We start from the raw sequence: 24,641 nt of genomic DNA, 5'->3' as shown, positions 1-24,641 counted from the left end.
TGATTTTATTTATTTGGACAAACCTAAGATGTAATTTAAAATATCATCCTCACCATTAAAAAATGAATCCGCTTTTAAAACTATATCTTTATCCGGATAAACAGAATCTGTATCCTCACTAGAAGTTTTGAAAAAATTACTTGAATATTTAATATCTATATCTGTATTTGTTAAATGTATTTCTTTAACTTCTCCAAAATGATTTGGTTTACCACCAGTTGATTCTCCTATTAGTGTTACATTTGTACCATTTCTAAGCTCCATAGCATTTAATGTTGCTGATGAAAATGTTTTTCTACCTATAATAACATAAAGATTTTCTTTTTTATTAACATTCTCCCTTTTCACTATTTCACTTAAGAATGGATTGAAAATACCAGAGTTTCCTCCACCATTATCTCTTAAATCAATAACTAACTTTTTTATATTTTTACTATCTACAATCTCAAAAACATCCTTTGTAAATTTTAAAAATGAGTAATCCTTCATTTCCGTACAAGAATTATATTTAACATAAAGAAGATTATCATTTTCAATGTAATCAAACCAATAATTAGCCTTACCATTTTGTTTTGTTAATGGTAAATTACTCACTAAATCTGAATCATCAGATAAAAACTTTACATTTTTATAGTCCACTGTTTCAACAGGTTTTACTGTAACATTATTATTCGATTCGCCTTCAAATGTAAAAACCGCCTCAGTATCCTTTACTACCCCTATAAACTTAAGTGGTTCAACATACCTTAATAAATTAGAAAATTGATTTTTTGTTATAGCTTTATTATCTTTCGAAACAAATGGATCAAGCTTTGAACGTATTTCCTCTACAGAATATCCATTTACTTCCACTAATTTTTTTCCCCAATAATCTTTGTAATCTAAAGATGCATCACTTACATAAATATCATTTTCAAACTGAAAAAATGCTATTGGATAAGATAAGGAACCTAAAATATTAACACTTGTATGACTATCATTAATAGTTACTATTACCTTTGCAAGTTCAGCTTTAATTTCTTCATCAGTATATTCTTCTATTTTACTTATAAGCGAATCCATATCATTATTAAAATCACTTTCTGATTTAGAAAAGAATAAATTTTTATGCTTTTTAGGTAACTCAGTTTTTACAAATTCAATATCTGATTTCCAACTTTCATTTCTGTCTCCACTTTTTGATATAGGTGATTTAGTTACTCTGTTAAATCTTGGAAATAAATTTATATATATTACTATTCCAGTGACAATTAATATAGCAACACTTAATATAATAACTTTTCCCCCTTTTTTTAACTTCATTACAGATACCCTCTCTTTCTTTATAAATATTTCTTTATTTATATGCACTTTAAAACTAACCTTTAACAATTAAGGTTCAACTAATTGATAGTCTTCTACTTTCATTTTCACTCCATCTTCCCAATTATCAGAATTAATTGAAGTAAGTTTTAAATATCCATTCTTTTCTTCTATAAAAATAGAATCCTTTGTATCTTATTACCGCCTTTTATTTAAACATGTCATTTTGCCCTGTATCTTTTTTTCCCACAAACCCAATACTTTCATACAAACGAATGGCATACTTGTTACATTCATCTGCTGCAAGGAACGCCCTTATTGCACCCTGTTTTTTGCCATAACTTAAGGCTTGCAGAATTAGGTTCCTTGCAATACTTTGCCTTTGATACTCAATTTTCACCGCTACCTCTCTTATCCAAACTATTGGGCCCTTTTCATTTCCATGTGCATATGTTGCAGTACACACGAGTCCCACTATTTCACCATAGTTATTTCTATGTACTATAACTGCATTGTTTTTTATCCCTGTCTCTGCATCTGAAGATTCTTCTCCTTTTAGCCATATTTCCATCCATTCTGTTGTCTGCCCTGTAAATCCCCTGCTTTGACCTTTACATGATATAGTTACCAAAGATGCATTTTCACATTCAGTTTCATTCAAAAACTCGCTTTCAAAATCACAATGGACATGTTCAAGACTATTCATAAAATAATCGTTCCATGTAGCGAATATTTTAAATCCTGTCTTCTCAAAGTTAGAAATCCAATCAAGCGGAATAAATGTTATTAATGCCTTATCAGTTTCTTTTCTTATTACACTTATTAACTCCTCATCAATATTTGCTGCCCAATGATATTCATTCATTTTACTTTCAGCATTATATCCATACATAAGTAATACCTTTTCATTTTCTATCAACACATTGTAATTAGCTACTGCAACATAATCAAGATATTGCATTGATGAATAATTATAATTATTACTTTTTGCTCTAATATCTAAGAATTCTTGCTCTGTTATATTTATTCACCTCCTAAATCATATGTGAAATAAAAATCATTAAATTCTTTTTATTCTAGTAACTTAAATACTTTTTCTATTGATTCTGTATCTTCAAAATTATTAGATATGCGAAACATCAATTCAGATCCATTATTATTTAGAAAAGCTTTCTCAACTTTACTCTTATCATTTAACATAAGTATTTTAATATTTAGCAATAACATTGCTAAACTACTTGTGTATTCTTCCGATGATATCCCATCCCCTTCGGATAAAGTTACATATGCCATGTGTGCTGATGCAATATCCCCATATTGTTCAGCATATACAAGTTCATCACTTAAGCTCCCACTCTTACTCGCAAATGATTCTATCCCCTGGCTTACTATAATCCCTAACTCCTCTTTATATCTCTTTATCTTAGAATCTTGATAAATGTTATACCCAATAGAAACTATTATTATAATAGTCAATACAGGTAAAACAATTGACTTTAGTTTATTTCTACAATTAACCTTTGCTTCTGCCATATAATTAATCTCCCCATATATTCTTTTTAATTAATATTATCTACATAAAATCTAATTGCTCTGCTACTTTTTTATCAACATATAATATTTGTCTAATTGGATTTTCTTCTACATACTTCCATAATTTTATTGTTTTAGGGGTAATCTTATAGACAACCTGTCCATCTAGTGACCCATAGGCATTATACGATCCTAAATGATCTGATTTATATAAATCCATTAGTTCTATATTTTTTTCTTCTTTCCAATCACCAATTTCTTCAACTGTTCCTTCTATAGAAATATTATTAAAACAAAGTGAAACCTTATTGTTTTCTTGCATTTGACTGTGCTTTATATAACATTTGTTGGTCTGAAAAAATATATAAAGACCTTTATTTATAATGCTCATAGACCTAGACGTGACATTATCCTTATATGATGTAGACAATATCCATATTCTGTTTTTTTCTAAATTTGATATTATTTCATTTTCCAAGTTACAATAGTTTATTCTCATAAAATTCTCCTCTTTGTGTTTTTTAACCTATCTTTTATTTTATGATTTATGCTCTTTCCATAAGCAATCTGTTATCTTCATTTCACTAAATGTAGCTTTAAAAGAATTATTACTTGGCGAACATGCAAGTAACCCGAAATTAATTTCCTTTCTACCTTCAAACAAGTGGAAAATTCTCATCTGTTTAAAGTTTATACCATCAAATTAATTTTCAAGGCAATAATCATTTTCCCTCCTGCTTAATCTATACCACATACATTTTAAAGAAGCTCCTATATCTACTGTTGCCCAATCTGAATATCCATGATTAGTTACAACACTTCCAAGCCATGACCTATTATTGTCATGAAATTCAATTCCTATCTTTACCCAATTTTCACTATTTTGATAAATCACAACTCCACATTGATCAAACAAGGCTGTACTATTAAACTCTGTCTTTACTGTAAATGAAAAATACCTTTCATCTGTTGTAATGTATAAAACATGTGCATTATCATTTCTAAATCCATAATAAGTTCTTTGTCAAAAATCATTATTAGGATCTGTTATAATTTCAACACTATTATTTCCAATCACATAATCTTTAGGTTCAAAAAACCATTTTGCATCTTTCAAATTAAATTCAAACATAATTCCTCCCAATAAAACTAATTATTATGACCGTCTTCATCTTCTAGAATTGGTAAACTGATTTGAAATACATTAACTTAATTTCATATCTTGTGAATCTTACATCAACATTTTTCACGTCTACCTTTTCAACAATATACCGCCACTTTTTAATTTATATTACTTTTACATCCAATTATACCATAATTTAATTACATTACCCAATATCGTGGAGAAAAAGAAACAAAGGTGTATATTTATGAATGTTTAGCTGTTCTAGAAAATCGAACTAATGATACATTACTAATTAAATTTTCAAAATCTACTCTTATACAATTATTTGTTAGTTATCATACTATATAACAATTTATACTAACAGTTTCGATAAAATTCTTAAGCTAGCTAAATCCTATCTAGAATAATTTAACTTTAACAAAAGGAGAATACTTATAATGATTTTTAAAACCATTATAAGCATTCTCCTTTTTTATTAACCTTAGGCATATCCAAATAATAATAGACCAGTGTCCTTGATTTATTTTACTATGCCTTAATCTACAATATTTAAATTAGCTTTTAACTTATCAATATCTTTATTATCTCTATTTGCATAATCTAATAACTGCTCTTCATTTATTCTTTTAACATCAAAATATTTTGCTTCTTCTGACGCAAAGTATAATCCGCATACACTTGCAACTGGTTCCATCATATAACTATCTGTTAGAGTTACCCCTACTTTTTCATCTTTATTTATTACATCAAACAGTTTTTCTTTTTCACTATGATCTCTTAAGCAAGGATATCCAAAGGCTGGTCTAATTCCTATAAATTTATCTTTTAATAATTCTTTTAGTGTTAAATCTTCATCTGCTACATAACCCCATAAATCTTTCCTACCTATTAAATGTATTTTTTCCGCTAATGCTTCTGCTAATCTATCAGAAAGCAACTTTACCATAATTGACGAATAGTCATCTTCTTCTTTTTTAAGCTTTTCACTATATTCCGCTGTGCCTATTCCAAATGTAGTTATAAACCCACCAATATAATCTTTTATTTTACTTTCTTTTGGTGCAATATAATCAGAAAGACATTTATACTCATTATTTTTATTAACTTCTTGTTGTCTTAGCATATTAAAAGTAGTTAACACTTGATTATTTTCTGGGTTATAAACTTCTATATCATCACCTACAGAGTTAGCTTCAAAAACTCCAAATGCAGCTCTACCTTCTATTAGATTCTCGCTATCAAGATAATCTAACATTTTATTAGCATCATTAAATAATTTTCTAGCCTCTTCTCCATATTTACTATCTTCTAATATTCCAGGGTAAGCGCCTTTAAGTCCCCATCCCATGAAAAAGAATGTCCAATCTATATATTTTCTTACATCACATATTTTATAACTAACTACCTTTTGAGCTCCAAGTTTGTTTGGCTTTGTAATTTCACTTTTATTAAAATCAATACAACATTTATTATTTCTAGCTTCTTCTAAAGAAACAAACTTTCTATTTAAGTTCATATAATTTTCTCTTACATTATTATATTCCTCATAGGTATTTTTTATAAACTCACGTCTTGTATCTTTATTGGCTAACTTTTTAGCAACTTCTACAGCTTTTGAAGCATCACTAGAATAAATTACTCCATTTGAATATTTAGGAGCTATTTTTAGTGCTGTATGAATTTTTGAAGTTGTAGCTCCACCAATCATAAGTGGAATATCAAAATTTAGACGTTCCATTTCACTAGCAACATAAGTCATTTCCTCTAGTGATGGAGTTATAAGTCCACTTAATGCTATGATATCTGCATTTTCTCTTTTAGCAGTTTCGAGTATAGTTTCACAAGTAACCATTACTCCTAAATCTATAACTTCAAAATTATTGCAACCAAGCACTACAGATACTATATTTTTTCCTATATCGTGAACATCACCTTTTACTGTAGCGAAAACTACTTTCCCTGCACTACTTTTTTCCCCTTCACTTTTTTCATCTTCAATAAAAGGCATAAGTATGCTAACAGCTTTTTTCATTACCCTTGCACTTTTAACAACTTGAGGAAGAAACATTTTTCCTTCTCCAAAAAGCTCCCCAACAGTATTCATTCCATCCATTAAAGGACCTTCAATTACATCTAATGTACGCGGATAATTTACTCTTGCATGTAGTACATCATCCTCAACAAAATCACTTATCCCTTTAACTAACGCATGTTTAAGCCTATCTTCTACGCTCCCATCTCTCCAAATCAGCTTGTTTACTTCTTTGATATTATTATTGTTTTTTTTAAAGTTTTCTGCGAAGTTTATAAGATCTTCTCCTGCATTTTCACTTTTATTAAATATTACAGCTTCTACTTTTTCAAGTAGCTCTTTATCAATATCATCATAGATTTGAATCATAGCTGGGTTAACTATTCCCATGTCCATTCCAGCTTCAATAGCATGATATAAAAATGCTGAGTGCATAGCTTCTCTTATTAAATTATTCCCTCTAAATGAGAATGATAAATTACTTACTCCTCCACTAATTTTTGCATAAGGTAAATTCTTTTTTATCCATCTAGTTGCATTTATAAAATCTACTGCGTAATTATTATGGTCTTCAATGCCAGTTGCAATAGCTAAAATATTAGGATCAAAAATAATATCCTCAGCTGGAAACTTAACTTTATTAACTAAAATATTATAAACTCTTTCACATATAGCAATTTTCTTCTCAAAGGTATCTGCCTGACCTTTTTCATCAAAAGCCATAACTACAACAGCTGCGCCATACTCTTTTATAATTGTTGCTTGTTTTATAAATTCTTCCTCACCGCATTTTAAAGAAATGGAGTTTACAATATTTTTTCCTTGAATAGATTTTAAACCTATTTCTAAAACCTCAAACTTAGAAGAATCAATCATTATAGGAACCTTTGCAATATTTGGTTCACTAGCTAGTAGCTTTAAAAATTTTTCCATTTCATAACCTGCATCTAAAAGTCCATCATCAAAATTTATATCAATTATCTGAGCTCCATTTTCAACTTGATGAAGTGCTATAGATAATGCTTCATCATATTTCTTTTCTCTTATAAGCCTTGCAAATTTAGCTGAACCTGCTACATTTGTTCTTTCTCCTATATTAACAAAGTTACTATTTTTATTTATTTTTGAAGCTTCAAGTCCACAAAAAACACTTTCTTTTTCAATATTTGGAATTAATCTTGGTTTAAATTTACTTACTACTTCACTTATAGCTTTTATATGTTCATAAGTAGTTCCGCAACATCCACCTACAATATTTATATGCCCCTCTTTTGCAAGTTCTTTTATAAAACTAGCTGTTTCCTTTGGCGACTCATCATACTCACCTAATGAATTTGGTAGTCCTGCATTTGGATATAAACTTATATAAACTCCTTGCGATTTAGAAAGTTCTTTAATTAAAGGTATTAAATCCTTTGCCCCAAAAGAACAATTAAGACCAATACTTAATATTCTTTCATTTTTTAGAGATCCTGCAAAAGCTTCTAATGTTTGACCTGATAAAATCCTACCACTTTTATCAACTGTACCTGAAATCATAATAGGCAAATCTAAATATTTTCTATTTAGAACATTATTAACAGCTATAATTGCAGCTCTTCCATTTAATGAATCAAATATTGTTTCTATTAACAATAAATCAACACCACCATCTATAAGACCAGTAGCTTGTTCTTCAAAAGCTATTACTAATTCATCAAAACTAATACCTCTAAACCCTGGATTATTAATATCTGGAGACATTGAAGCTGTTTTATTAGTTGGACCTATGGATCCTGCTACAAATCTAGGCTTAGATGGATCTTTCTTTGTATAAATATCAGCAGCCGCCCTTGCTATTTTAGCGCCACAATAATTTAATTCATAAACTTTATTTTCTAAATTGTAATCAGATTGTGATATTCTAGTTGAGTTAAAAGTGTTTGTTTCAATAATATCTGCACCTGCTTCAAGATATTTTTTATGAATATCCATTATTATCTCCGGTGAAGTAAGATTTAATAAATCATTATTTCCTTGCTGATTGCATGTACACGCGCAATCTCCTCTAAATACTTTCTCTCCAAGTTTATAATCTTGTATACTAGTTCCCATAGCCCCATCTAATACAAGAATTCTATTTTTTAAATGCTTCTCTATTTCATATTTCATATTTATGCCCCCAATTTACAATTTACACCCCTGGGGTGTAATATTTTCCATTTTAATAAATATCTAAGCTAAAACCTCTTTCTAGCACTTCTTTTGCATATTCCTTTGCTCCAAATAATGATAAATCCTTGTAATTTCCACATTGAATTTCATTAGCTGCTGGAATTTCCTTTGCTTGTAAAACTACCTTTAATGATTTTTCTAGTGCTTCTTTAATTTCACTTGGTTCTCTATTTCCCCAAAGGCTTAAATAAAATCCTGTTCTACATCCCATTGGTGATAAATCTATTATTCCATCTAACTCATTTCTTAATTCATGAGCTAACAAATGCTCAAGTCCATGCATTGCTGCTGTTCCAAAAGCTTCTTTATTTGGTTGCAAAAATCTAATATCAAATTTACAAACCATATCACCTTTTTCTCCATCTAAAACACAACACTTTCTTATATAAGGAGCCTTAACATTTCTATGATCTAACTCAAAACTTTCTACTTTATCCATTTTCTTTTACCTCCTACATTTTTCTTTTACTACTGTTTTATATTTATTTGAACATGCCTTTTTAAATTGCATTTCCATTGTTAACAGAATTTATTATAGATGAAATGCTTCCATTAATTCTTTTCGCTACATATGGATTATTCATTGTGTATAAATGTATTCCATCCACACCACTTGAAATTAAATCCACCATTTGTTCTGTTGCATAAGCAATTCCTGCATCTCTTAATGCTTCTTTATTATGTTCATATCTATCCATTATTTTAAGAAACTTCTTTGGAATGTTAGTTCCGCAAAGTGATGTTATTCTTTCTACTTGTTTCTTATTTATAACAGGCATAATCCCTGCTTGAATTGGTGATTTAATATTATATTTTTCTTTTTTTTCTAAAAAATCATAAAAATAATTATTATCAAAAAACAGTTGAGATATAAAGTGAGATGCACCTGCTTCTTCCTTTAATTTTAGGTTTAATATATCTCTATCTAAATCCTTACAATCTATATGACCTTCTGGATAACAAGCTCCAACTATATTAAAATCTCCTCTTCTTTTTATATGATTAACAAGCTCCGAGGCATAGTTAAATTCCCCTTTGGATAATTTATGACTTGTCATATCTCCTCTTAAGGCTAAAATATTTTCTATTCCAGCATTTTTTAAATCCCTAAGGAGAAAATCTATTTCCTCCTTAGTTGAATTTATACAAGTTAAATGTGCTAATGATTCTATTCCATACTTACTTTTAACTAGTGATGATAATTCACATGTTCTATTTTCAGTTAAGCTTCCCCCAGCCCCATAGGTTACGCTTATATAATCTGGAGTTAAATCTTTTAACTCCTCTAGTGTATTGTAAATAGTTTCTACTGATGATGATACCTTTGGTGGAAATATTTCAAATGAAAACACCAAATTCTTTTCTTCAAATAATTCTCTAATATTCATAAATTTTGCCCCCCTATAATTTAAATTTGCCTAAGTCATTTTTAAAAAATATCAAGTCAAGGTACTTTTTATTAGCTAGTTAATTTTTTGTAGATACCTTATCCTACTTAGCTTCGCTATTAAATCTCTTATCTTCTAAAATCAAAAAAAGCCTATAGGATATTCCTATAGACTTAGTAAGCCACTATAAAATACCCTTATCTATCAGTTTTTAATAAAACTGCAGGATTTAGCACCACACATTTTTAAACTAGTAATTTAAAATTAATAATTTAAAACATTGGTTGCTGGGTTTCACAGGGCCAGTCCCTCCACCACTCTTGATAAGTAAATTTATTCTTTTTTATAATTATATACCCATTTCTCAAAATTGTAAATTAAATATTCTAAATACTCTTAAAAAATCCATTAATTACTGATATAATATACTTGTACATATTTTAAAAGAGGAAAGGGTGATAGGTTCTATGGGGAGTAAAAAAATTAGAAATAAAGAATTAAAAGAAGTTAAAAAATTAGAATTAGATAAAATTAATAAAGATGCTTCTGAAAAAATTAGTAAAAGAAAAGGTACAGCTTTATTAAACATGATTGCTTTATTATCAGCTATAATTGTTATTTATATGGGGAATTTCATGAATAAGACAGTAGCTGCAGAGCCAAACCTTAAAGATTCTACTAATCTCATACAAAAAGAACTAAAGCTTGAAGAATCTGAGGCTATAAGTTCAATTTTTGCAGGAGATGCTCCTTATGTCCTTTATAAACAAAATAATCAGCTTGGTTTAGTTAAAGGTAATCCAGCAAAATTCTTAAAATCTAGATTTTATTTAGATACTGATTTAAAGTTTATCCCAAATGGAAAGGCTGTTTCAACAGTTACACATAGATATGAAGATAAGAGCCAAGATAGAGTTATTCTTTATGGTGATTTAACAGCAACAAAGGCTAAATACGCTGAAGTTACTTACAATGGCAAAATAGAAAAATTAGAATTTGAAGCTAGTACTCCATTTATGCAATTAGTTGAATTTGATGCAGTAGATAACCAAACTCCTACTGTTAAAATATTTGATACAGATAATAAAGATATAACTAGTGAATTAATGAATTCTTAAAATATAACTAAAAAAGGAAAGTTTACTTTGTAAACTTTCCTTTTTTAGTTATAGCTCCAACCTCAATATTATTTAATTTGGCAAATTCCCGGTTTACAATTCATTATAATATATTTTTATTCTACATCTAATTCTTTTAAAATCATATCTATTTCATCATATTCCTCTTCTACTACTACTGATGCTTTCTCTAAATAGTCTTTATCTAATTTATTTATACTCTCAACATCCTCTAAATAAATAACCTTTTTAATAATGTAACTTAATGCAGCTAAGCATATTCCATAAAATACATATTGCGTTACAGAGTTTAAATAATAATTAATAACTTCTGTTATTTGCTTAATAGGATCAAATCCCTGTTTAATTAAGCTTGATATATACATATGTGATGTATATATATTAAATATTGCAAATATAACCATAACTATTGCCATTGTATTTAATATTTGGGTAGCCTTTGAAACCTTATTTCTTTCTTGTAATTTCATAATATCCTCCTATTTATGTTATTAAAATCTAGTCAATACAAATCTTTATTTTATTAATAAACGCCTGACTTAATCTAATTAATTCTACTCCTTTATAAAGATAAGTTTTCCTTTAGTAAGCCCCCATATCTCGTCTGAAAAATAAGAAACCTTTTTAGAATGAGTTACTATAATTACGCATTTATTCTCTTTATGTGCTAACTCTTCTAATATTTTTAGTATCTCATCTTCAGTTTCATTATCTAAATTACCTGTTGGCTCATCTGATATTATTATATCTGGGTTATGAGCAAGTGATCTTGCAATTGCAACCCTTTGTTGTTCCCCTCCTGATAATTTCAAAACCTTTCTTAATGCAGTTTGATGATCTATTCCAACCTTGCTTAGTAACTCAAATGCATATAGCTTTTTATCAGGAACTTTTACGTTACTAATATCCATTGACAACAATATATTTTCAAGGGCTGATGTATTAGTAAAAAGATTATATCCTTGAAATATAACCCCAATATTCTTTGATCTATAAATATCTTTATCTATATTATTTAACGACTTATCATTATATAATATATCACCAGATTTGCAATTATCTAATCCAGCTATTAATGATAATAAGCTAGTTTTTCCTGCACCAGATTTTCCTATTATTGCATAAATTTTTCCTCTCTCAAAATCTACGCTTATATTATTAAAAACTGGCGTCTTTGCACCTTCATATGAATATGAAACATTTTTCACACTTAATACTGCCATAATTTTCTATCCCCTCTCTGTAAGTATTTTTCTTGGTTCATATTTTGTAATATAACTTACGCCTACAACACTACTTACTAAAGCTATTAATAGTGCAACTCCTGTTACCTCTAGTATTGCTTTTCCATTTAAAGTTACATCAATTTCAGATATTGTATCCTCACTTGCCGAACCAGTTGAATTTGATATAGCCATTCTAAACCCTTGACTTGGCACCTTATCTGTCTTTTGTGCCTCAATTTGCTTTTGCAATAGTGAATTTGATACCGGTTGTGATAATACGCTACCAGCTCCTATTCCAATTACTAAACATATTGCTGTTATTATTAATGACTCTGATATTAATCCTATTGCTACCTTACCTTTTTTCATTCCTATAGCACGTAATACACCAATTTCATACTTTCTTTCTCTTATTGATAATGTATTTAGTAATATTAATATTACTGATCCTAACCCTAATACTACTAATACAAACATTAATGTTATAGATCCTAGCCCCTCTACTGGCCCAACTATTTTATTATAACTTTCTTCGTCAGTAGTTACATTATACATATCAGGTAATCCCTTAGCTCTTACTTCTTCTTCAAAATTCTTAATCATATCAGGATTCTTTAAGTAATACTTAGCTTGAATGTATAATTCTTCATCACCTGATATTCCCTGTGCTGTTTCTAAATTAATTAATATTTCATTTCTCTTATTCATAGCCGCTTGTTTAAAAGGCATGCTATATTCATTTGTAGAATCAAAATATATACCTGTTACCTTTAGTTTATATGCATCACCATTTTCATCCGTAGCTTTGTTAACTTCTATAAAATCTCCAACCTTAATATTATTTAACTCAGCAAATTCTTGGCTTACAATACATTCATCTTTTTCTTTATACATTTCACCATCTATTATTTTTCTTTTACCACTTTTAAATTCCTCTAGTGATTCTAAGGTTGAATTACCTATAATTTTAAAATTTGGCATAGCTGACTCAATTGCTTTACCATCTGGTCCAATTGCTTTACTTATCATCAAACCATTTCCAGCATCCTCATCTTCATCAATTGCCTTTAGTGTTTTTGATACAGCTCCAAATTCAGATGTAAAAATACTTTCTTTCAAATATTCAGATTCTGCAAAATCAAAATACTGCTTAGTCTTTATAGCTTCTATAGGCCCAGCAGCCATCATTCCACTTTTATCTTCGCTTTGGTTCATTAACTTATCCATATCTGGAGCTAATGTCACTTCACTTCCAAACCTATTTTTATAATCTTTTATAATTTCATCTGTTGTTGTATTAATGCTAAAAGCAACTACAGTTGAAACTATTATTCCTAGTATTATTATTCCTATTAAAATATTCCTACCTTTGTTTCTATAAATATTTTTCATGGCATTTTTAAAAATATACATTATAACCATCCTCCAATTCATACTTTATATATTTATAATATCAAAAGCTATGTTAATCTATTGTTAATGGCTTAGTCTTCTCGAAACCTTTTACTGATTGCATAGTTTATAATGCCTTAAATGCCATATAAAATTTTGCACCTTTCCCACTTTCACTATCTACAAATGTAATACCCTCGCTGAGGTTAGTTATTTGATACACAAGGCTAAGACCTATCCCATATCCATCTTTCTTTAAATTTCCACCTCTATATTCAAAGTTGAATATCTTATCAATAATTTCTTTATCTATGCCTTTTCCACCATCCTCAACACAAATTATAGCACTTCCATTTTTGTTATATGCCTTAACTATGATTTTACTATTATCACCATACTTTATTGCATTTTCTATAAGATTACATACAGCTCTATATATCCAAATCTCTCTACTTTTTATAGTAGGTATTTCCTCTTCATCTATTTTAAGTTCTATATTATTATAAACTTTACTATATATATCAACAGCTTCAGCACAAACAAGTCCTAAATCTACTTCTTCATCATATTTTATATCCTCTGTTGCATTTAATGCTAAGATATCATCTAAACTACAGCTCATTTTATCAATTAGTCCTATTAATTCATCACGTTCTCCTAGTTGTATTTTGGCTCTTAATATTGCTAAGGTATTCTTTTGCTCATGACTTATGTAGGAGTTAATACTATTTGCTTCTTTTAATAACATTTTTATTTTTTGTGATGACTTAGCTAAAGCACTTCCTACTCCACTAAGCTCTCCTTCAAATATATTTTCATCTATATTCCCATTAATTATATCTGGCAAAGAACATGCTATTTTCTCTATAGGATATATTACTTTTCTACTTATAAATTTTGATATTAATATAGATATCACCATGACAATTGCAAATACTACTAACATTACCACCATACCATTAGAAATTATTTCTTTATTATAAGTTCTCTGCATATCACTATTTGTAATGACCTTAGCTGGTAACTCTGCTATTTTAGTTGAAACAGATCCCTGCGTTATGGCAGTACTAATCTCAGCCTGACTATATGAAATAAAATAACTATTTATATTAGATATAGGTTTATCTATTTTATTAATTAAAATAAATCCTAATATTAGTACTATCATAGTAATAAAAAAGGCATAAGTAATTAATAGTATGTTTAGCTTTCCTTTATAATTTAATCTTTTTCCCATATTCTATATCCTTTCCCTTTTAAGGTTATTAAAATATCTTTTTCTGCTCCAATTTTTAACTTCTTTCTTAAATTAGCTATATGTACCCTAAGTACTGATGAAAACTGGTCAAAAAACTCATCATATACATGTTCTGTTATACTTTCACTAGATACTACATTAGGATGATTATTTGCAATATACTCTAATATATCAAATTCTTTAGCTGATAATTTTACTTCTTTTAACTTATAACTAACTACTCTAGTTTTCGGATTTATTAATAATTCGCCTATTTTTATTTCTGAATTTACTCTTCCATAAAGTCTTCTTACAACTGCATTTATTCTTGCTCTTAACTCTATTAAATCAAAAGGTTTTACTATATAATCATCTGAACCTAAATCTAACCCCATAGCTCTTTCCTTTACCTCATTTCTAGCAGTAACAATTATTACTGGTGTTGTTATTCCCGTTTCTCTTATACTTTTTAAAACTTCAAGTCCATCTTTATCAGGTAAATTTAAATCTAATAAAATAGAATCATATTCATTAACAAATATTTTTTCTTCGCCATCTTGTCCTGTATTTGCAATGTCTGATGAAAACCCAAACTCTTCAAGACCTCTTTTTACTACATTTGCTAATTCTTTATCATCTTCTATAATAAGTATTCTCATACTTCACCTCTTTAAATCTATTTCGATTAATTATAATATAATCAATGTTAATCTAATGTTAACCTACTTAGGCATTTCCAGATAAATAACAAGTCAGTATTCTTGTTATTTATTTGGAAATGCCTTATTTGCATAAACTAATGTTATTGCTTCTTTAAATGCGATCTATTTCAAATATTCTAAAACTGGATCTTTACCATTAATAAAATCATAAATACCTACTTCTACATTTATATCTGGCAATAAAGAATCACTATTATCATCTTCTATTAAATTATAATATTCTGTAGAATATGTTATTAAAAATTTACTGTTTGGCAAATTAAACTTTTCTATTTCCCCATAACAGTTAGGCTTTCCTCCAGTAGGCTCTCCTATTAAAGTTGCATTTGTATTATTTTTAAATGAAAATGTATTTAAAAGTGCTGATGAAAACGTATCTCTTCCTATAACTATAAATAATTTCCCAAACTTATTTATTTTATCATTTTCTTGGACATATTTTATAAATGGTTCTAGTAATCTTGAATCTCCACCTGTATTATTTCTTAAATCTACTACTAACTTATTAACATTATTTTCTTCCATAAACTTAATAATATTTTTAGTAAAATCCTCTATTGACTCTTCTAAAACATCTCTACATGAATTATATTTAAAATATAATATCTGTTTCTCCTCTAAATACTCAAACCAATAATTTTTATGATTATTCTTTCTATACAAAGGTATTTTATTAAATAGCTCTTTATCGTTCTTATTGATATTACATTGTTCTTTATTCTCACTATCTAGTAGAAGTAACTCATTATACTTATTTATATCTACCGAATTTATATTTCTAGTTTTAATTTCACCATTTAATCCTTCAAACTTCATACTGCAATTTTCTATATCATCAATAATCATTAATCCATACAAAAGTTCAACAGCCTGAAGATATTTAACTATATTTGCTTTTAAGTATGATTTATTTTCGTGAGATATAATTTCTGTTAATTCCTCTAGAACTTCATTTATAGGTACATTATTAATTTCAATAACCTTGGAATATTCTAATTCCTTATATTCACCTAAAGTTTTAATTACATATATCCCTTCCTTAAACCAATAAAATTCTAGTGGCAGCAAATAATTCATCGGTAACTTAACAGCTGTATGTGCATCTCCTATACTAGCAATAACTCTACTTATTTCAACTTTCATATCATTATAATCTAGCTTTTCTATCCTGCCCTTAAGCTCTTTTATATTATTCTCAAAACTTTCTCTAGTTATATTAAAAAATAAGTTTTTATGTTTACTTATTAGGGTCTCCTTTAAAAATTCAATATCCTCATTCCACTTATCTATCCACATATTAATACTCCTTCCTAAATTCATCCACAGATTCAAAATATATAATATACTCTACCCTGTTAACTAATTATTTTTTCGAAAATTGATAAGGCATAGTAAAATAAAAAAAACAACTCTATATAAATAGAATTGCTTTAAGATTCTTCAAATAAAGCCACTATAATATTATTTCTTTATAAGTAATAATATTATAGATATGGCACTAAAAGTTAAACTGATAATATTTATGTATGTTACTACTTGTCTTTGACTAAACCCTTTTTCTTGTAACCTGTAATGTATTTGACTTCTATCTGCTTGATATACTGGTTTTCCTTCTAAAAATCTTTTAACTATAACAAACAAATTATCAAATATAGGTACTGCCAGTGCTAATATTGGTATAAATAAGCTCAATACTGTGGCTTGTTTAAAAGCACCATCTAAAGCTATTATACTTAATATAAAACCTAATAAATTAGCTCCTGAATCTCCCATAAATATCCTTGCTGGATATCTGTTATACACTAAAAACCCAACTATTACTCCTGCTAATATTAGTGATATAATTGCTGAATCTCCTTGGTTTAATATTAATGCTGCACCCGCAAATGTCATGGCTGATATAAATGATAACCCACCCGCTAATCCATCCATACCATCTGACCAATTTATTACTGTAGTTACACCAAAAATCCATGTTATTGTAAGTGTAAATTGTAAAAGCATACTTAATTCTATATATATTCCTGTAAAAGGATTTGTAAATCCTATAAAAACTATTCCGCATTTAAAAACTATAAAAGCTGCTAAAAGCTGTATTATTAATCTTGGATATATAGGAAATTCTTTTCCATTAGACTTGTAATAATCATCAATTAATCCAATTAATAATATTAATGATCCACCAATAAACACACCTAATTTTTCAGTTATATTTCCTTGATTTACAAACAAATAAATTGCAAAAAAACCAATATACATAGCAATTCCACCACAAAGTGGTATTTCGCCCCTATGCTTTTTTCTTTCTGTTGGCTTATCTGTAAAATTATATTTTATAGATAATTTCATTAGTATTGGAGTTACTAGATATACTATTAAAAATGCCAGTATAAATGCCAATATATTTTCCATATAAATTCGACTCCTTAGCTTTTAGGCATCTATTAAATAATAACTATTTAATATACTAGTCTATTTTGTGCCGTATTATGTTATAAAATAATTTCGTCATAAAAAGATACTCTCTTTTTTATTATACTATTATTCCACATTTATATCAATTATAAAAATATTACTTTAATGTTACATTGCCTAATACCTCAATCCAACTAGTATCATCACATAATTTACAAGGTTTAGAAAAGTTCTCGCTCTGCCCATTCTCTTTCCTCTGCTGTAAGTGATCTGTTACTTGTGTTGCTTCCTTGGCTCCATCTGCTTGCTTTTTCTTCATCTCCATTTACCTGATTCGTTCTATTATTTCTAGCATCTTTAAATTTCCCTCCATATGCTTGTCCCCCTTTCCCATCATTATTATTTTTATATAAATTAGAACTTGAATTATCTCTATATCCATTAAAATTACCAGCTTTAGATTCCAAGTTGTTATTAATTACGCAAGATTTCATATTCATATTAAATTCATTTACATACCCTTCAAACTTTGTCCCAAATAAGGTTTCTGGCCTCAAATACTTTTCCATATCACTGTCTAACCACTCATTAGCCTTTGCACTAATTATATTTTGGAAATCTTCCAAGCCATAACCTTCCTTAATCCTTGCATTTATTAGCTTTTCATTCTTAACTGTTGTCACCTTATAATTTGTTCCACACAGAATATTTAAATACTCAATTACATAATGATACAAGGGCTTTTCACTACAATTATTCCTATTATCATTGCTTGCCCTAGTTTCCTCATTATTAAAACTATTTTGCTTATGCTGCTGTACATCTTTATAACTATCATTTGTTTCATTATGTTCAATAACATCTACTGAAATTTCCTTTGTATTTATTTTAATATCCTGTAAATTTATATTTAAGCTTTTATTTTCTTCATAAATTTCATTTATTAAAGGAACTTGTCCTATTTCCATGTTTTCCATATTTTCCATATTTCCATGTTTTCCATGTTTTCAACATTTGCTTTTCCCTCAAATTTATCGCCCTTAACTTTTATAATTCTTCGTTCTACTGTTTTATTGTCATTCTTATAAATCATTTTTATATTTATGTATCCCTTAGTCTTTAAAGCTTTAATTACCCCAGAGCATCTACCCTTGCTTAACCCACTGAATATCATAAAATGAGTATTTCCTGCATAACATCCATTTATTCCATCTAATGATGATATCTCAACTAAAAACACTTTTTCTGTAAGTGTTAGCTCTTTATCTAACCAAACCTTAGCTGGTATCCAAACTCCCTTAAATGCTCTATCCATAAAAACCACTCCACCCTTTTTTATTTTTATATTTGTTCCCCTTACTTTTAATATATGCAGTAACATAACTTTTTGAAAATATTTTTAAATTTATTTTTATTTGTTGATTTTCCCACTTATCGTTTCTTTTCTTAATCTCTAATATCATTTTCTAATATATTTTATTTACTTTTAAATTTACCTTTTTTTGTCTGCAAGACAATATATCTAATCTATCTTAACTTGTATTATTAAATTGTATTATTAGCTTGTATTACTTACTTTAACGTTCATGGAACACCCTATACCTATTTATGGAATACCTTATATCTATTTATTGAACAGGCTATATGTATTTATGGACCACCCCTATGTGAATTTTTGGAACAGGTATTCACTAATTCCAAATCAAAATTTCTATGCCAGTCCTTCTTTTTTATTTTAAATGAAAGTGGAAATCCACTGAGGGGTCCAACTTAATTATTGACTCAGTGAGTCAACCTTGTTAAAAATAAAGGGAGGCGTGTTTCACGCTCACCTTTGATAAATTACACATATGTAATTTATCATTAAACTTTAGTTCTTGAAGTTTGCTGTTAAAGTTCTCATATAATGCAACCGATTCTTGCTATACTCCTCACTGATAAGTGCGTTTTTCAATTTATCTCTAGTGTATATAATGCCTATAATTATGGTATAATTTAAAAGTACAGTTTAAAGATTCCATAATGAATAGTACGTTAAGACTATATAAAAGGGGGGCTATATACTTGAATGATAAATTTAAAAAGGAATATAAAATAAATACTTATGATGTTGATTCTAACCTAAAATGCAAATTCTCATCTTTAGTAAATTACTTATGGGATGTTGTTATCTCACAATCTGATTCTTTAGGTGAAACAGACCAAGGTTTCGTAAATAATAATTGTGTTTGGATTCTTTTAAAATATGATATACATATATATGAATATCCTAATTTTAGAGAAACAATAAGTGTGGATACTGAAGTATTAGGGGGTAAGAAGTTTTATGGTTATAGAGGCTATACTATTAGAAATTCAGAAGATAAAATTATAGGTGAAGCTTTTTCTATAGCTATCTTAATTGACCTTGATAAAAGGCGTCCTGCCAAAATATCTCCTGATCAATATGAAATATACGGAATTAAAGGTGATGTAAAAAAACCTATTCCTTTAGATGATATACCTGATATAGAGAAAATAGACTATTCTAAAGACTATCCTATTAGATATAGTGACATTGATTCAAATAATCATGTTAATAATGTGAAATATATGGAAATGTCAATAGATACACTGCCACGTTCTATCTCAAAAGAATATACCCTAATTAATATTAAGGTACTATTTAAGAAAGAAACATCTGATGGAGATACTATTAATGTTTCTACTGAAGTAATTAAAAATGAAACTGATGAACTTATTACTCTTCATACTATTATAGGTAATGAGAAAAAGCTTCTTACAAAGTTACAATTAAAATGGAAAAAGAATAGTTAATTATCTATTCTCAAAAAGCATAAAAACCTTAGCAAAGAGTTAATTTCAAAAATCACTCAATACTAAGGTTTTTACATGCTTTCTATCTATTATCTAATTCTTATTTTTTATCTAATTCCTTTTTTAATATACTAGAAATTACTTATTTAAAGCTTCTAATAAACTTTCTAAGTTTAATCCATGTACTGTTGCAGCGTCTTCTATTGTTTCTGCTTGAGCTGATGGACATCCAACACATCCCATTCCAAAGCCCATTAATATTTCTGGAGCATTATCCTTTGCTCTTATTACTTCTCCTATAGTCATGTCTTTAGTTATCATAAAAATCACCTATCCTTTTAATATTTATTAAATTTAATAATTTTTTACTCTCTAATTTATTTAATATCATACTTTAGTTTTAATTCTTCTAATATAGCTAAATTCTCATCTTTTATATTAGTATTTTCACTTTCAAATTTTGCACATTCCTCGTTAAGTTCATCTATAGTTTCCTTCTTTAATTGTCTTTCTGCAAATTTATATACTACATTGTCTTCTTTATGAATGTGCCTCTCTAAAAGATTAGTATAAGAAACTGCATTTGCAATTACATCTAGCTTAGCTTCATTATTTCCTTCTTTAAAAGATTCTAATGCAGCTTGTAAATTTATCATATACAATCTTCCGAGATCATGTTCTACAAGCATTCCGTATTTAACTACTTTTTCTGCTGTTGCTCCTATTTCATCTACCATTCTATTAAATAACATTGTTTCTTCTTTTTTATGATGATGTGAATCTGCATAGTTTTTTATAAAATATATTACCTTATAAAAATCTTCGTAATTCACTTCTCCTCCTTCTAAAATACCAAAACAAGCTTTTCTAACAACCTTTAACATTTGTTTAATATTTTTATGTTCTTCTATCATTAATTCTACTGCATTCATATTCATATTCTCCTATACTCTTCCTATTTGCATCCCATTATTTTCATCTTTAGTATATTTAAATTCATTATTCACTTCTGTAACAAAAGATTTTATCCATAAGTTTCTTAAATCATAAAAATAATTTACATCTCCATTTGCAGATTCCCAAATATCTTTGTGAACGCAAATTCTTCTTTTCCAAATAACTTTTTCTTCATCTTGTGATATAACTTCATTTACTCTATCACAAGGCATCCCATCTAAAATATAATCATTTACTGAATTAAATATATCAATAGCTGTATTTAATGATTTTCCCTCTTCTTTTACCTCTTTAGCAGCTTTTATACCTTGTCTTATATATAAATCTTCTAATTTTTCCTTTGAATTTTCTTTTTCTAAAAGTTTACCTGTCCATGTTGCAAGTCTTCCTTCTGCTGAATGTATTTTTTCTTGAAGCCATCCATGAATATTTGATGTATCAATCATTTCCTCAAGTGGAAGCTTTGGTAACTTTTCTCCATATTTATTATTTATATCTTTTGATAGGCTTTCTATGTCTAAACCTTCATTTTTTGCTAAATCTATTATTTCTTCTTCTAAACCTTCAAACCAAACTATTTTATTAAATAACCAGTAATGAATTTTTCCTAAATATAAACTCATTTTTTCGTCCTCCTATATCTCATATTTATTTTCTAACATTAGTTTAACATTAATCTATAGTTTTATTCGGTAACATTTGTCACATTTAATTAAAATTTATAATCTACTGATACTCTTTCTTCTACAGACTTTTTAATAAACTCAGCTACTTTCACATGTTTTGGATGATTTATATATATATTTAGTTCTTCCATACTTTCAAATTCAGAACATGAACATTATTTAAAATAACATTCCAGTATAGATATTTCTTTTTTGTTCCATAAATTCATTTTCTTGTTACAAAAAAATGCAATAAAGCCTCTAATAAAGTGGTCTCTATGTCAAGGACAGTTAGAAAAAAATGCCTAAAAATGAATTGGAATATTTTTTATGGAAGATGTATGACAAGAAAGCACTGGTATTATACCGTTTATAGGTATTTACCAGTGTTTTAAATTATATTAATATATAAAATTAGTTTAGCTAGATTTTAATCGGATATTCACCGGTTTCTAGATATTCGTAGTATTTATTTGGTGATAGCTTGGCCAAATTCCATTGATATCTATCGTTATTGTAATAACCAATATAATTATCAATTTCTTGTTTTAGTAGATTAAATGTGTTGCATTTTCCAAGGTGAATCTCATCTTCCATATGTCCGAAGAAGGACTCTTGCGGGGCATTATCCAAGCAATTACCTCTTCGAGACATCGATTGTCTAATTTCTTGCTTTGATATAATCTCTTGAAATTTAACGCTAGTATAATAGCAACCTTGATCTGATTTTACAATAAAAAAAGACCCTATAAAATAGAGTCAGTTAAATAAATGTTTTGCACTTTTTTTCTAACTGTCCATTCTATAGGTACCATTTTATAGCTCTATTGCAGTTCCTTTACTTCACTATTTTAAACAATACTTATACCTGAAAATAGTTCCTTCACTGCAGGTATTAATCCTGCAAAACTTGTCTGAGCAATGGTTTGCTACGTTATCACGAAATGTGATAACGTTATAAAAGAATATGATGAAAATAATAGTTAGAGAAAAAAAAGCCTATTTCCTTTGGAGGTACTGCAAAAGAGGCTTGCCTAACACGAAATTGCTAGCTAACAACCTAGTTTGATATAAATACACACCCTATTGTTATTGTTTAATATATTTAAATTAGATATAATATTAAGTAATATACTATTAATATATATTGATACCTTTAGGGGGAGAAAATGAATTTACAAAATATAAATCAAGACTATGATTACAATAAATTTTTACAAATATTAAATGAGACAAAAGGAATCAACAATTCACTAAATCAAATACTTAAATATGATTTTATTTATAATTCCAATAAAATTGAAGGTAGTACATTTACTACTGAGGCATTACAAATGTTAATTGAAAAAAATATAGTCACCGGTACTCATAGCTTAGATGATGTACAGGAAAGTGTTAACTCCTTTTATACATTTGATTTAATTGTTGATAATTTAGATAATAAACTTACTTTAGAAATTATTAAAGAGTGGCATGGAAGTTTAATGTATAGAACTAGGTTATATGACCTAGGCCTATCAGGTGTTTTTAAAAAATATTCTAATAAAATTTTAGGAGCTAACTTTAATACTGCAAACCCATGGGAAGTTGAAGATAAGTTAAATTCTTTAATAAGTAGTTTCAATGATTTAGAATTTCCAACACTCTATGATATAGCAAAATTCCATTTAGAATTTGAAGTAATTCACCCCTTCCAAGATGGTAATGGACGAATTGGACGCTTTATATTCTTAAAACAATTATTAGATAACAAACTACCATTGCAATATATGAATGGTGATAGCTCAGATGAATATAAAAAATCATTGGCCGAATCTACAAATGACAATGTAGATCCATTAGTAACTTACCTAAAAAAACAAGATGATTTTATAAAACTAAATAAAGATATGTTTTAATCAAACAAAGGTGTTGCAAATTATGAACTGACCTCTGTCAAGTAGACAGGTTAAATAATTAAAAATGTATAAGTTGATGCGACCATATTATTGGTCGCATTTTTTATGCACTTTGTTTCTTTGATTCTAACATTGCTTTATAAGCTTGTATTCGTTTATTTTTAGGAATAGGATATTGAATTGGATTATCATTTCTTAATGCAGCATTTCTTACTTCAATAGGTGCTAGAGTACCATATCTTTCTTGATATCTATAGTTGTTGTAATAATCTATATATTCATCGATTGCCTTACGTAATTCTTCTTCATTGCAAAAATCAGATATATAATACATCTCTGATTTGATAATGCCCCAAAATCCTTCGGTCGGTGCATTATCAATGCAGCACCCAACTCTAGACATGGATTGTTCTATGCCTTGTTCCTGTAACTTCGTTTGGAACGCTTTGCTTGTGTATTGAAACCCTCTATCGCTATGAAATAATGGTATTGCATTTGGATTCTTTTCGATTGCAAGATCATATGTATCAAATACAAGCTTATTATCATTTCTATTACTTAATACATAAGATACAACC

At 28.1% G+C, this 24,641-nt stretch carries 25 protein-coding genes, 2 pseudogenes and 1 riboswitch; of the genes and pseudogenes, 3 read left to right on the top strand and 24 right to left on the bottom strand.

Going from position 1 to position 24,641, the window contains the following annotated elements; genetic code table 11:
- Positions 1-9 precede the first annotated feature (9 nt).
- From BLS77_RS13585 to metF, 8 genes and pseudogenes are all read right to left on the bottom strand, one after another.
- Positions 10-1,302, bottom strand: coding sequence for a S41 family peptidase (locus BLS77_RS13585; protein WP_089970934.1), 1,293 nt, complete (start codon positions 1,300-1,302; stop codon positions 10-12).
- Positions 1,303-1,510: 208 nt separating this feature from the next.
- Entirely contained in the window at positions 1,511-2,263 is a 753-nt protein-coding gene (locus BLS77_RS13580) for a GNAT family N-acetyltransferase (RefSeq protein WP_089970931.1), read from the bottom strand.
- Positions 2,264-2,373: 110 nt separating this feature from the next.
- A complete protein-coding gene (locus tag BLS77_RS13575; protein WP_089970928.1) occupies positions 2,374-2,835 on the bottom strand; it encodes a hypothetical protein in 462 nt (153 codons plus the stop codon).
- A 40-nt stretch (positions 2,836-2,875) separates the two neighbouring features.
- The gene (locus BLS77_RS13570) at positions 2,876-3,334 is read right to left on the bottom strand and encodes a pyridoxamine 5'-phosphate oxidase family protein (protein WP_089970925.1); all 459 of its coding nucleotides are present in this window, start codon (positions 3,332-3,334) and stop codon (positions 2,876-2,878) included.
- A 39-nt stretch (positions 3,335-3,373) separates the two neighbouring features.
- Positions 3,374-3,967 (bottom strand): annotated as a pseudogene (locus tag BLS77_RS13565) (DUF1349 domain-containing protein).
- A 529-nt stretch (positions 3,968-4,496) separates the two neighbouring features.
- Complete coding sequence (metH, locus tag BLS77_RS13560; protein WP_089970922.1) at positions 4,497-8,144, bottom strand: methionine synthase; 3,648 nt, start codon at positions 8,142-8,144, stop codon at positions 4,497-4,499.
- Between the two features lie 52 nt (positions 8,145-8,196).
- The gene (locus BLS77_RS13555) at positions 8,197-8,646 is read right to left on the bottom strand and encodes an S-ribosylhomocysteine lyase (protein ID WP_089970919.1); all 450 of its coding nucleotides are present in this window, start codon (positions 8,644-8,646) and stop codon (positions 8,197-8,199) included.
- A gap of 61 nt (positions 8,647-8,707) precedes the next feature.
- The gene (gene metF / locus BLS77_RS13550) at positions 8,708-9,595 is read right to left on the bottom strand and encodes a methylenetetrahydrofolate reductase [NAD(P)H] (RefSeq protein ID WP_089970917.1); all 888 of its coding nucleotides are present in this window, start codon (positions 9,593-9,595) and stop codon (positions 8,708-8,710) included.
- Between the two features lie 194 nt (positions 9,596-9,789).
- Positions 9,790-9,925, bottom strand: a riboswitch (SAM riboswitch).
- 137 nt (positions 9,926-10,062) lie between these two features.
- Here metF and BLS77_RS13545 point away from each other — a divergent pair.
- The gene (locus BLS77_RS13545) at positions 10,063-10,713 is read left to right on the top strand and encodes a hypothetical protein (protein WP_139164844.1); all 651 of its coding nucleotides are present in this window, start codon (positions 10,063-10,065) and stop codon (positions 10,711-10,713) included.
- 116 nt (positions 10,714-10,829) lie between these two features.
- Here BLS77_RS13545 and BLS77_RS13540 read toward each other — a convergent pair whose 3' ends face one another.
- From BLS77_RS13540 to BLS77_RS19945, 10 genes are all read right to left on the bottom strand, one after another.
- The gene (locus tag BLS77_RS13540) at positions 10,830-11,204 is read right to left on the bottom strand and encodes a hypothetical protein (protein WP_089970911.1); all 375 of its coding nucleotides are present in this window, start codon (positions 11,202-11,204) and stop codon (positions 10,830-10,832) included.
- An 84-nt stretch (positions 11,205-11,288) separates the two neighbouring features.
- Positions 11,289-11,957 (bottom strand): ABC transporter ATP-binding protein, encoded by a 669-nt coding sequence (locus BLS77_RS13535; protein WP_089970907.1) that lies wholly within the window; start codon positions 11,955-11,957, stop codon positions 11,289-11,291.
- A 6-nt stretch (positions 11,958-11,963) separates the two neighbouring features.
- Positions 11,964-13,373 carry an ABC transporter permease gene (locus BLS77_RS13530; RefSeq protein ID WP_089970905.1) on the bottom strand — a complete coding sequence of 470 codons (1,410 nt, stop codon included), beginning with the start codon at positions 13,371-13,373 and terminating at the stop codon, positions 11,964-11,966.
- Between the two features lie 106 nt (positions 13,374-13,479).
- Positions 13,480-14,589 carry a sensor histidine kinase gene (locus BLS77_RS13525; protein WP_089970902.1) on the bottom strand — a complete coding sequence of 370 codons (1,110 nt, stop codon included), beginning with the start codon at positions 14,587-14,589 and terminating at the stop codon, positions 13,480-13,482.
- Positions 14,574-15,248 (bottom strand): response regulator transcription factor, encoded by a 675-nt coding sequence (locus tag BLS77_RS13520; protein ID WP_089970900.1) that lies wholly within the window; start codon positions 15,246-15,248, stop codon positions 14,574-14,576. Before BLS77_RS13520 ends, BLS77_RS13525 begins: the two co-directional genes overlap by 16 nt.
- A 165-nt stretch (positions 15,249-15,413) precedes the next feature.
- Positions 15,414-16,607, bottom strand: a complete 1,194-nt coding sequence (locus BLS77_RS13515) for a S41 family peptidase (RefSeq protein ID WP_089970887.1) — start codon at positions 16,605-16,607, stop codon at positions 15,414-15,416.
- Positions 16,608-16,772: 165 nt separating this feature from the next.
- Positions 16,773-17,723, bottom strand: a complete 951-nt coding sequence (locus BLS77_RS13510) for an MraY family glycosyltransferase (protein ID WP_089970885.1) — start codon at positions 17,721-17,723, stop codon at positions 16,773-16,775.
- Between the two features lie 224 nt (positions 17,724-17,947).
- Positions 17,948-18,712 (bottom strand): conserved phage C-terminal domain-containing protein, encoded by a 765-nt coding sequence (locus BLS77_RS13505; protein WP_089970883.1) that lies wholly within the window; start codon positions 18,710-18,712, stop codon positions 17,948-17,950.
- A complete protein-coding gene (locus BLS77_RS13500) occupies positions 18,685-19,041 on the bottom strand; it encodes a hypothetical protein (protein WP_089970880.1) in 357 nt (118 codons plus the stop codon). The genes BLS77_RS13505 and BLS77_RS13500 overlap by 28 nt, the downstream gene beginning before the upstream one ends.
- Entirely contained in the window at positions 19,034-19,189 is a 156-nt protein-coding gene (locus tag BLS77_RS19945) for a hypothetical protein (RefSeq protein ID WP_175490862.1), read from the bottom strand. Before BLS77_RS19945 ends, BLS77_RS13500 begins: the two co-directional genes overlap by 8 nt.
- Positions 19,190-19,790: 601 nt before the next feature.
- Here BLS77_RS19945 and BLS77_RS13495 point away from each other — a divergent pair.
- On the top strand, positions 19,791-20,543 hold the full coding sequence (locus BLS77_RS13495; protein WP_089970877.1) for an acyl-[acyl-carrier-protein] thioesterase: 753 nt from the start codon (positions 19,791-19,793) through the stop codon (positions 20,541-20,543).
- Between the two features lie 138 nt (positions 20,544-20,681).
- On the opposite strand, the gene BLS77_RS13490 is transcribed toward BLS77_RS13495, so the two are convergent.
- The 5 genes and pseudogenes from BLS77_RS13490 to BLS77_RS19940 form a co-directional block, all read right to left on the bottom strand.
- Positions 20,682-20,864: a DUF1858 domain-containing protein gene (locus BLS77_RS13490; RefSeq protein ID WP_089970874.1), complete on the bottom strand. Its 183-nt coding sequence runs from the start codon at positions 20,862-20,864 to the stop codon at positions 20,682-20,684.
- Positions 20,865-20,920: 56 nt separating this feature from the next.
- Positions 20,921-21,475 carry a hemerythrin domain-containing protein gene (locus BLS77_RS13485; protein WP_089970871.1) on the bottom strand — a complete coding sequence of 185 codons (555 nt, stop codon included), beginning with the start codon at positions 21,473-21,475 and terminating at the stop codon, positions 20,921-20,923.
- Positions 21,476-21,487: 12 nt separating this feature from the next.
- Complete coding sequence (locus BLS77_RS13480) at positions 21,488-22,123, bottom strand: hypothetical protein (RefSeq protein ID WP_089970868.1); 636 nt, start codon at positions 22,121-22,123, stop codon at positions 21,488-21,490.
- A gap of 89 nt (positions 22,124-22,212) precedes the next feature.
- A pseudogene (locus tag BLS77_RS13475) lies at positions 22,213-22,323 on the bottom strand (Dabb family protein); the annotation flags it as partial.
- A 265-nt stretch (positions 22,324-22,588) separates the two neighbouring features.
- On the bottom strand, positions 22,589-22,831 hold the full coding sequence (locus BLS77_RS19940) for an IS3 family transposase (protein ID WP_423231037.1): 243 nt from the start codon (positions 22,829-22,831) through the stop codon (positions 22,589-22,591).
- Between the two features lie 503 nt (positions 22,832-23,334).
- Here BLS77_RS19940 and BLS77_RS13465 point away from each other — a divergent pair.
- Complete coding sequence (locus tag BLS77_RS13465) at positions 23,335-24,063, top strand: Fic family protein (protein ID WP_089970859.1); 729 nt, start codon at positions 23,335-23,337, stop codon at positions 24,061-24,063.
- 103 nt (positions 24,064-24,166) lie between these two features.
- Here the strand turns inward: BLS77_RS13465 and BLS77_RS13460 are convergent.
- Positions 24,167-24,641 (bottom strand): IS3 family transposase (locus BLS77_RS13460; protein ID WP_139164843.1); only part of this gene is annotated, 475 nt, incomplete at its 5' end.

Source organism: Clostridium gasigenes (assembly GCF_900104115.1).
GTDB classification, from domain to species: domain Bacteria; phylum Bacillota; class Clostridia; order Clostridiales; family Clostridiaceae; genus Clostridium; species Clostridium gasigenes.
This window is presented reverse-complemented; position numbering and strand designations above follow the sequence as displayed.

What these genes read in the sequence shown, in the direction of transcription:
- BLS77_RS13585 (WP_089970934.1), bottom strand. Translation starts at nt 1,302, where the DNA reads ATGAAGTTAAAAAAAGGGGGAAAAGTTATTATATTAAGTGTTGCTATA.
- BLS77_RS13580 (WP_089970931.1), bottom strand. Translation starts at nt 2,263, where the DNA reads ATGCAATATCTTGATTATGTTGCAGTAGCTAATTACAATGTGTTGATA.
- BLS77_RS13575 (WP_089970928.1), bottom strand. Translation starts at nt 2,835, where the DNA reads ATGGCAGAAGCAAAGGTTAATTGTAGAAATAAACTAAAGTCAATTGTT.
- BLS77_RS13570 (WP_089970925.1), bottom strand. Translation starts at nt 3,334, where the DNA reads ATGAGAATAAACTATTGTAACTTGGAAAATGAAATAATATCAAATTTA.
- metH (WP_089970922.1), bottom strand. Translation starts at nt 8,144, where the DNA reads ATGAAATATGAAATAGAGAAGCATTTAAAAAATAGAATTCTTGTATTA.
- BLS77_RS13555 (WP_089970919.1), bottom strand. Translation starts at nt 8,646, where the DNA reads ATGGATAAAGTAGAAAGTTTTGAGTTAGATCATAGAAATGTTAAGGCT.
- metF (WP_089970917.1), bottom strand. Translation starts at nt 9,595, where the DNA reads ATGAATATTAGAGAATTATTTGAAGAAAAGAATTTGGTGTTTTCATTT.
- BLS77_RS13545 (WP_139164844.1), top strand. Translation starts at nt 10,063, where the DNA reads ATGGGGAGTAAAAAAATTAGAAATAAAGAATTAAAAGAAGTTAAAAAA.
- BLS77_RS13540 (WP_089970911.1), bottom strand. Translation starts at nt 11,204, where the DNA reads ATGAAATTACAAGAAAGAAATAAGGTTTCAAAGGCTACCCAAATATTA.
- BLS77_RS13535 (WP_089970907.1), bottom strand. Translation starts at nt 11,957, where the DNA reads ATGGCAGTATTAAGTGTGAAAAATGTTTCATATTCATATGAAGGTGCA.
- BLS77_RS13530 (WP_089970905.1), bottom strand. Translation starts at nt 13,373, where the DNA reads ATGTATATTTTTAAAAATGCCATGAAAAATATTTATAGAAACAAAGGT.
- BLS77_RS13525 (WP_089970902.1), bottom strand. Translation starts at nt 14,589, where the DNA reads ATGGGAAAAAGATTAAATTATAAAGGAAAGCTAAACATACTATTAATT.
- BLS77_RS13520 (WP_089970900.1), bottom strand. Translation starts at nt 15,248, where the DNA reads ATGAGAATACTTATTATAGAAGATGATAAAGAATTAGCAAATGTAGTA.
- BLS77_RS13515 (WP_089970887.1), bottom strand. Translation starts at nt 16,607, where the DNA reads ATGTGGATAGATAAGTGGAATGAGGATATTGAATTTTTAAAGGAGACC.
- BLS77_RS13510 (WP_089970885.1), bottom strand. Translation starts at nt 17,723, where the DNA reads ATGGAAAATATATTGGCATTTATACTGGCATTTTTAATAGTATATCTA.
- BLS77_RS13505 (WP_089970883.1), bottom strand. Translation starts at nt 18,712, where the DNA reads ATGGAAAATATGGAAAACATGGAAATAGGACAAGTTCCTTTAATAAAT.
- BLS77_RS13500 (WP_089970880.1), bottom strand. Translation starts at nt 19,041, where the DNA reads ATGGATAGAGCATTTAAGGGAGTTTGGATACCAGCTAAGGTTTGGTTA.
- BLS77_RS19945 (WP_175490862.1), bottom strand. Translation starts at nt 19,189, where the DNA reads ATGATATTAGAGATTAAGAAAAGAAACGATAAGTGGGAAAATCAACAA.
- BLS77_RS13490 (WP_089970874.1), bottom strand. Translation starts at nt 20,864, where the DNA reads ATGATAACTAAAGACATGACTATAGGAGAAGTAATAAGAGCAAAGGAT.
- BLS77_RS13485 (WP_089970871.1), bottom strand. Translation starts at nt 21,475, where the DNA reads ATGAATGCAGTAGAATTAATGATAGAAGAACATAAAAATATTAAACAA.
- BLS77_RS13480 (WP_089970868.1), bottom strand. Translation starts at nt 22,123, where the DNA reads ATGAGTTTATATTTAGGAAAAATTCATTACTGGTTATTTAATAAAATA.
- BLS77_RS13465 (WP_089970859.1), top strand. Translation starts at nt 23,335, where the DNA reads ATGAATTTACAAAATATAAATCAAGACTATGATTACAATAAATTTTTA.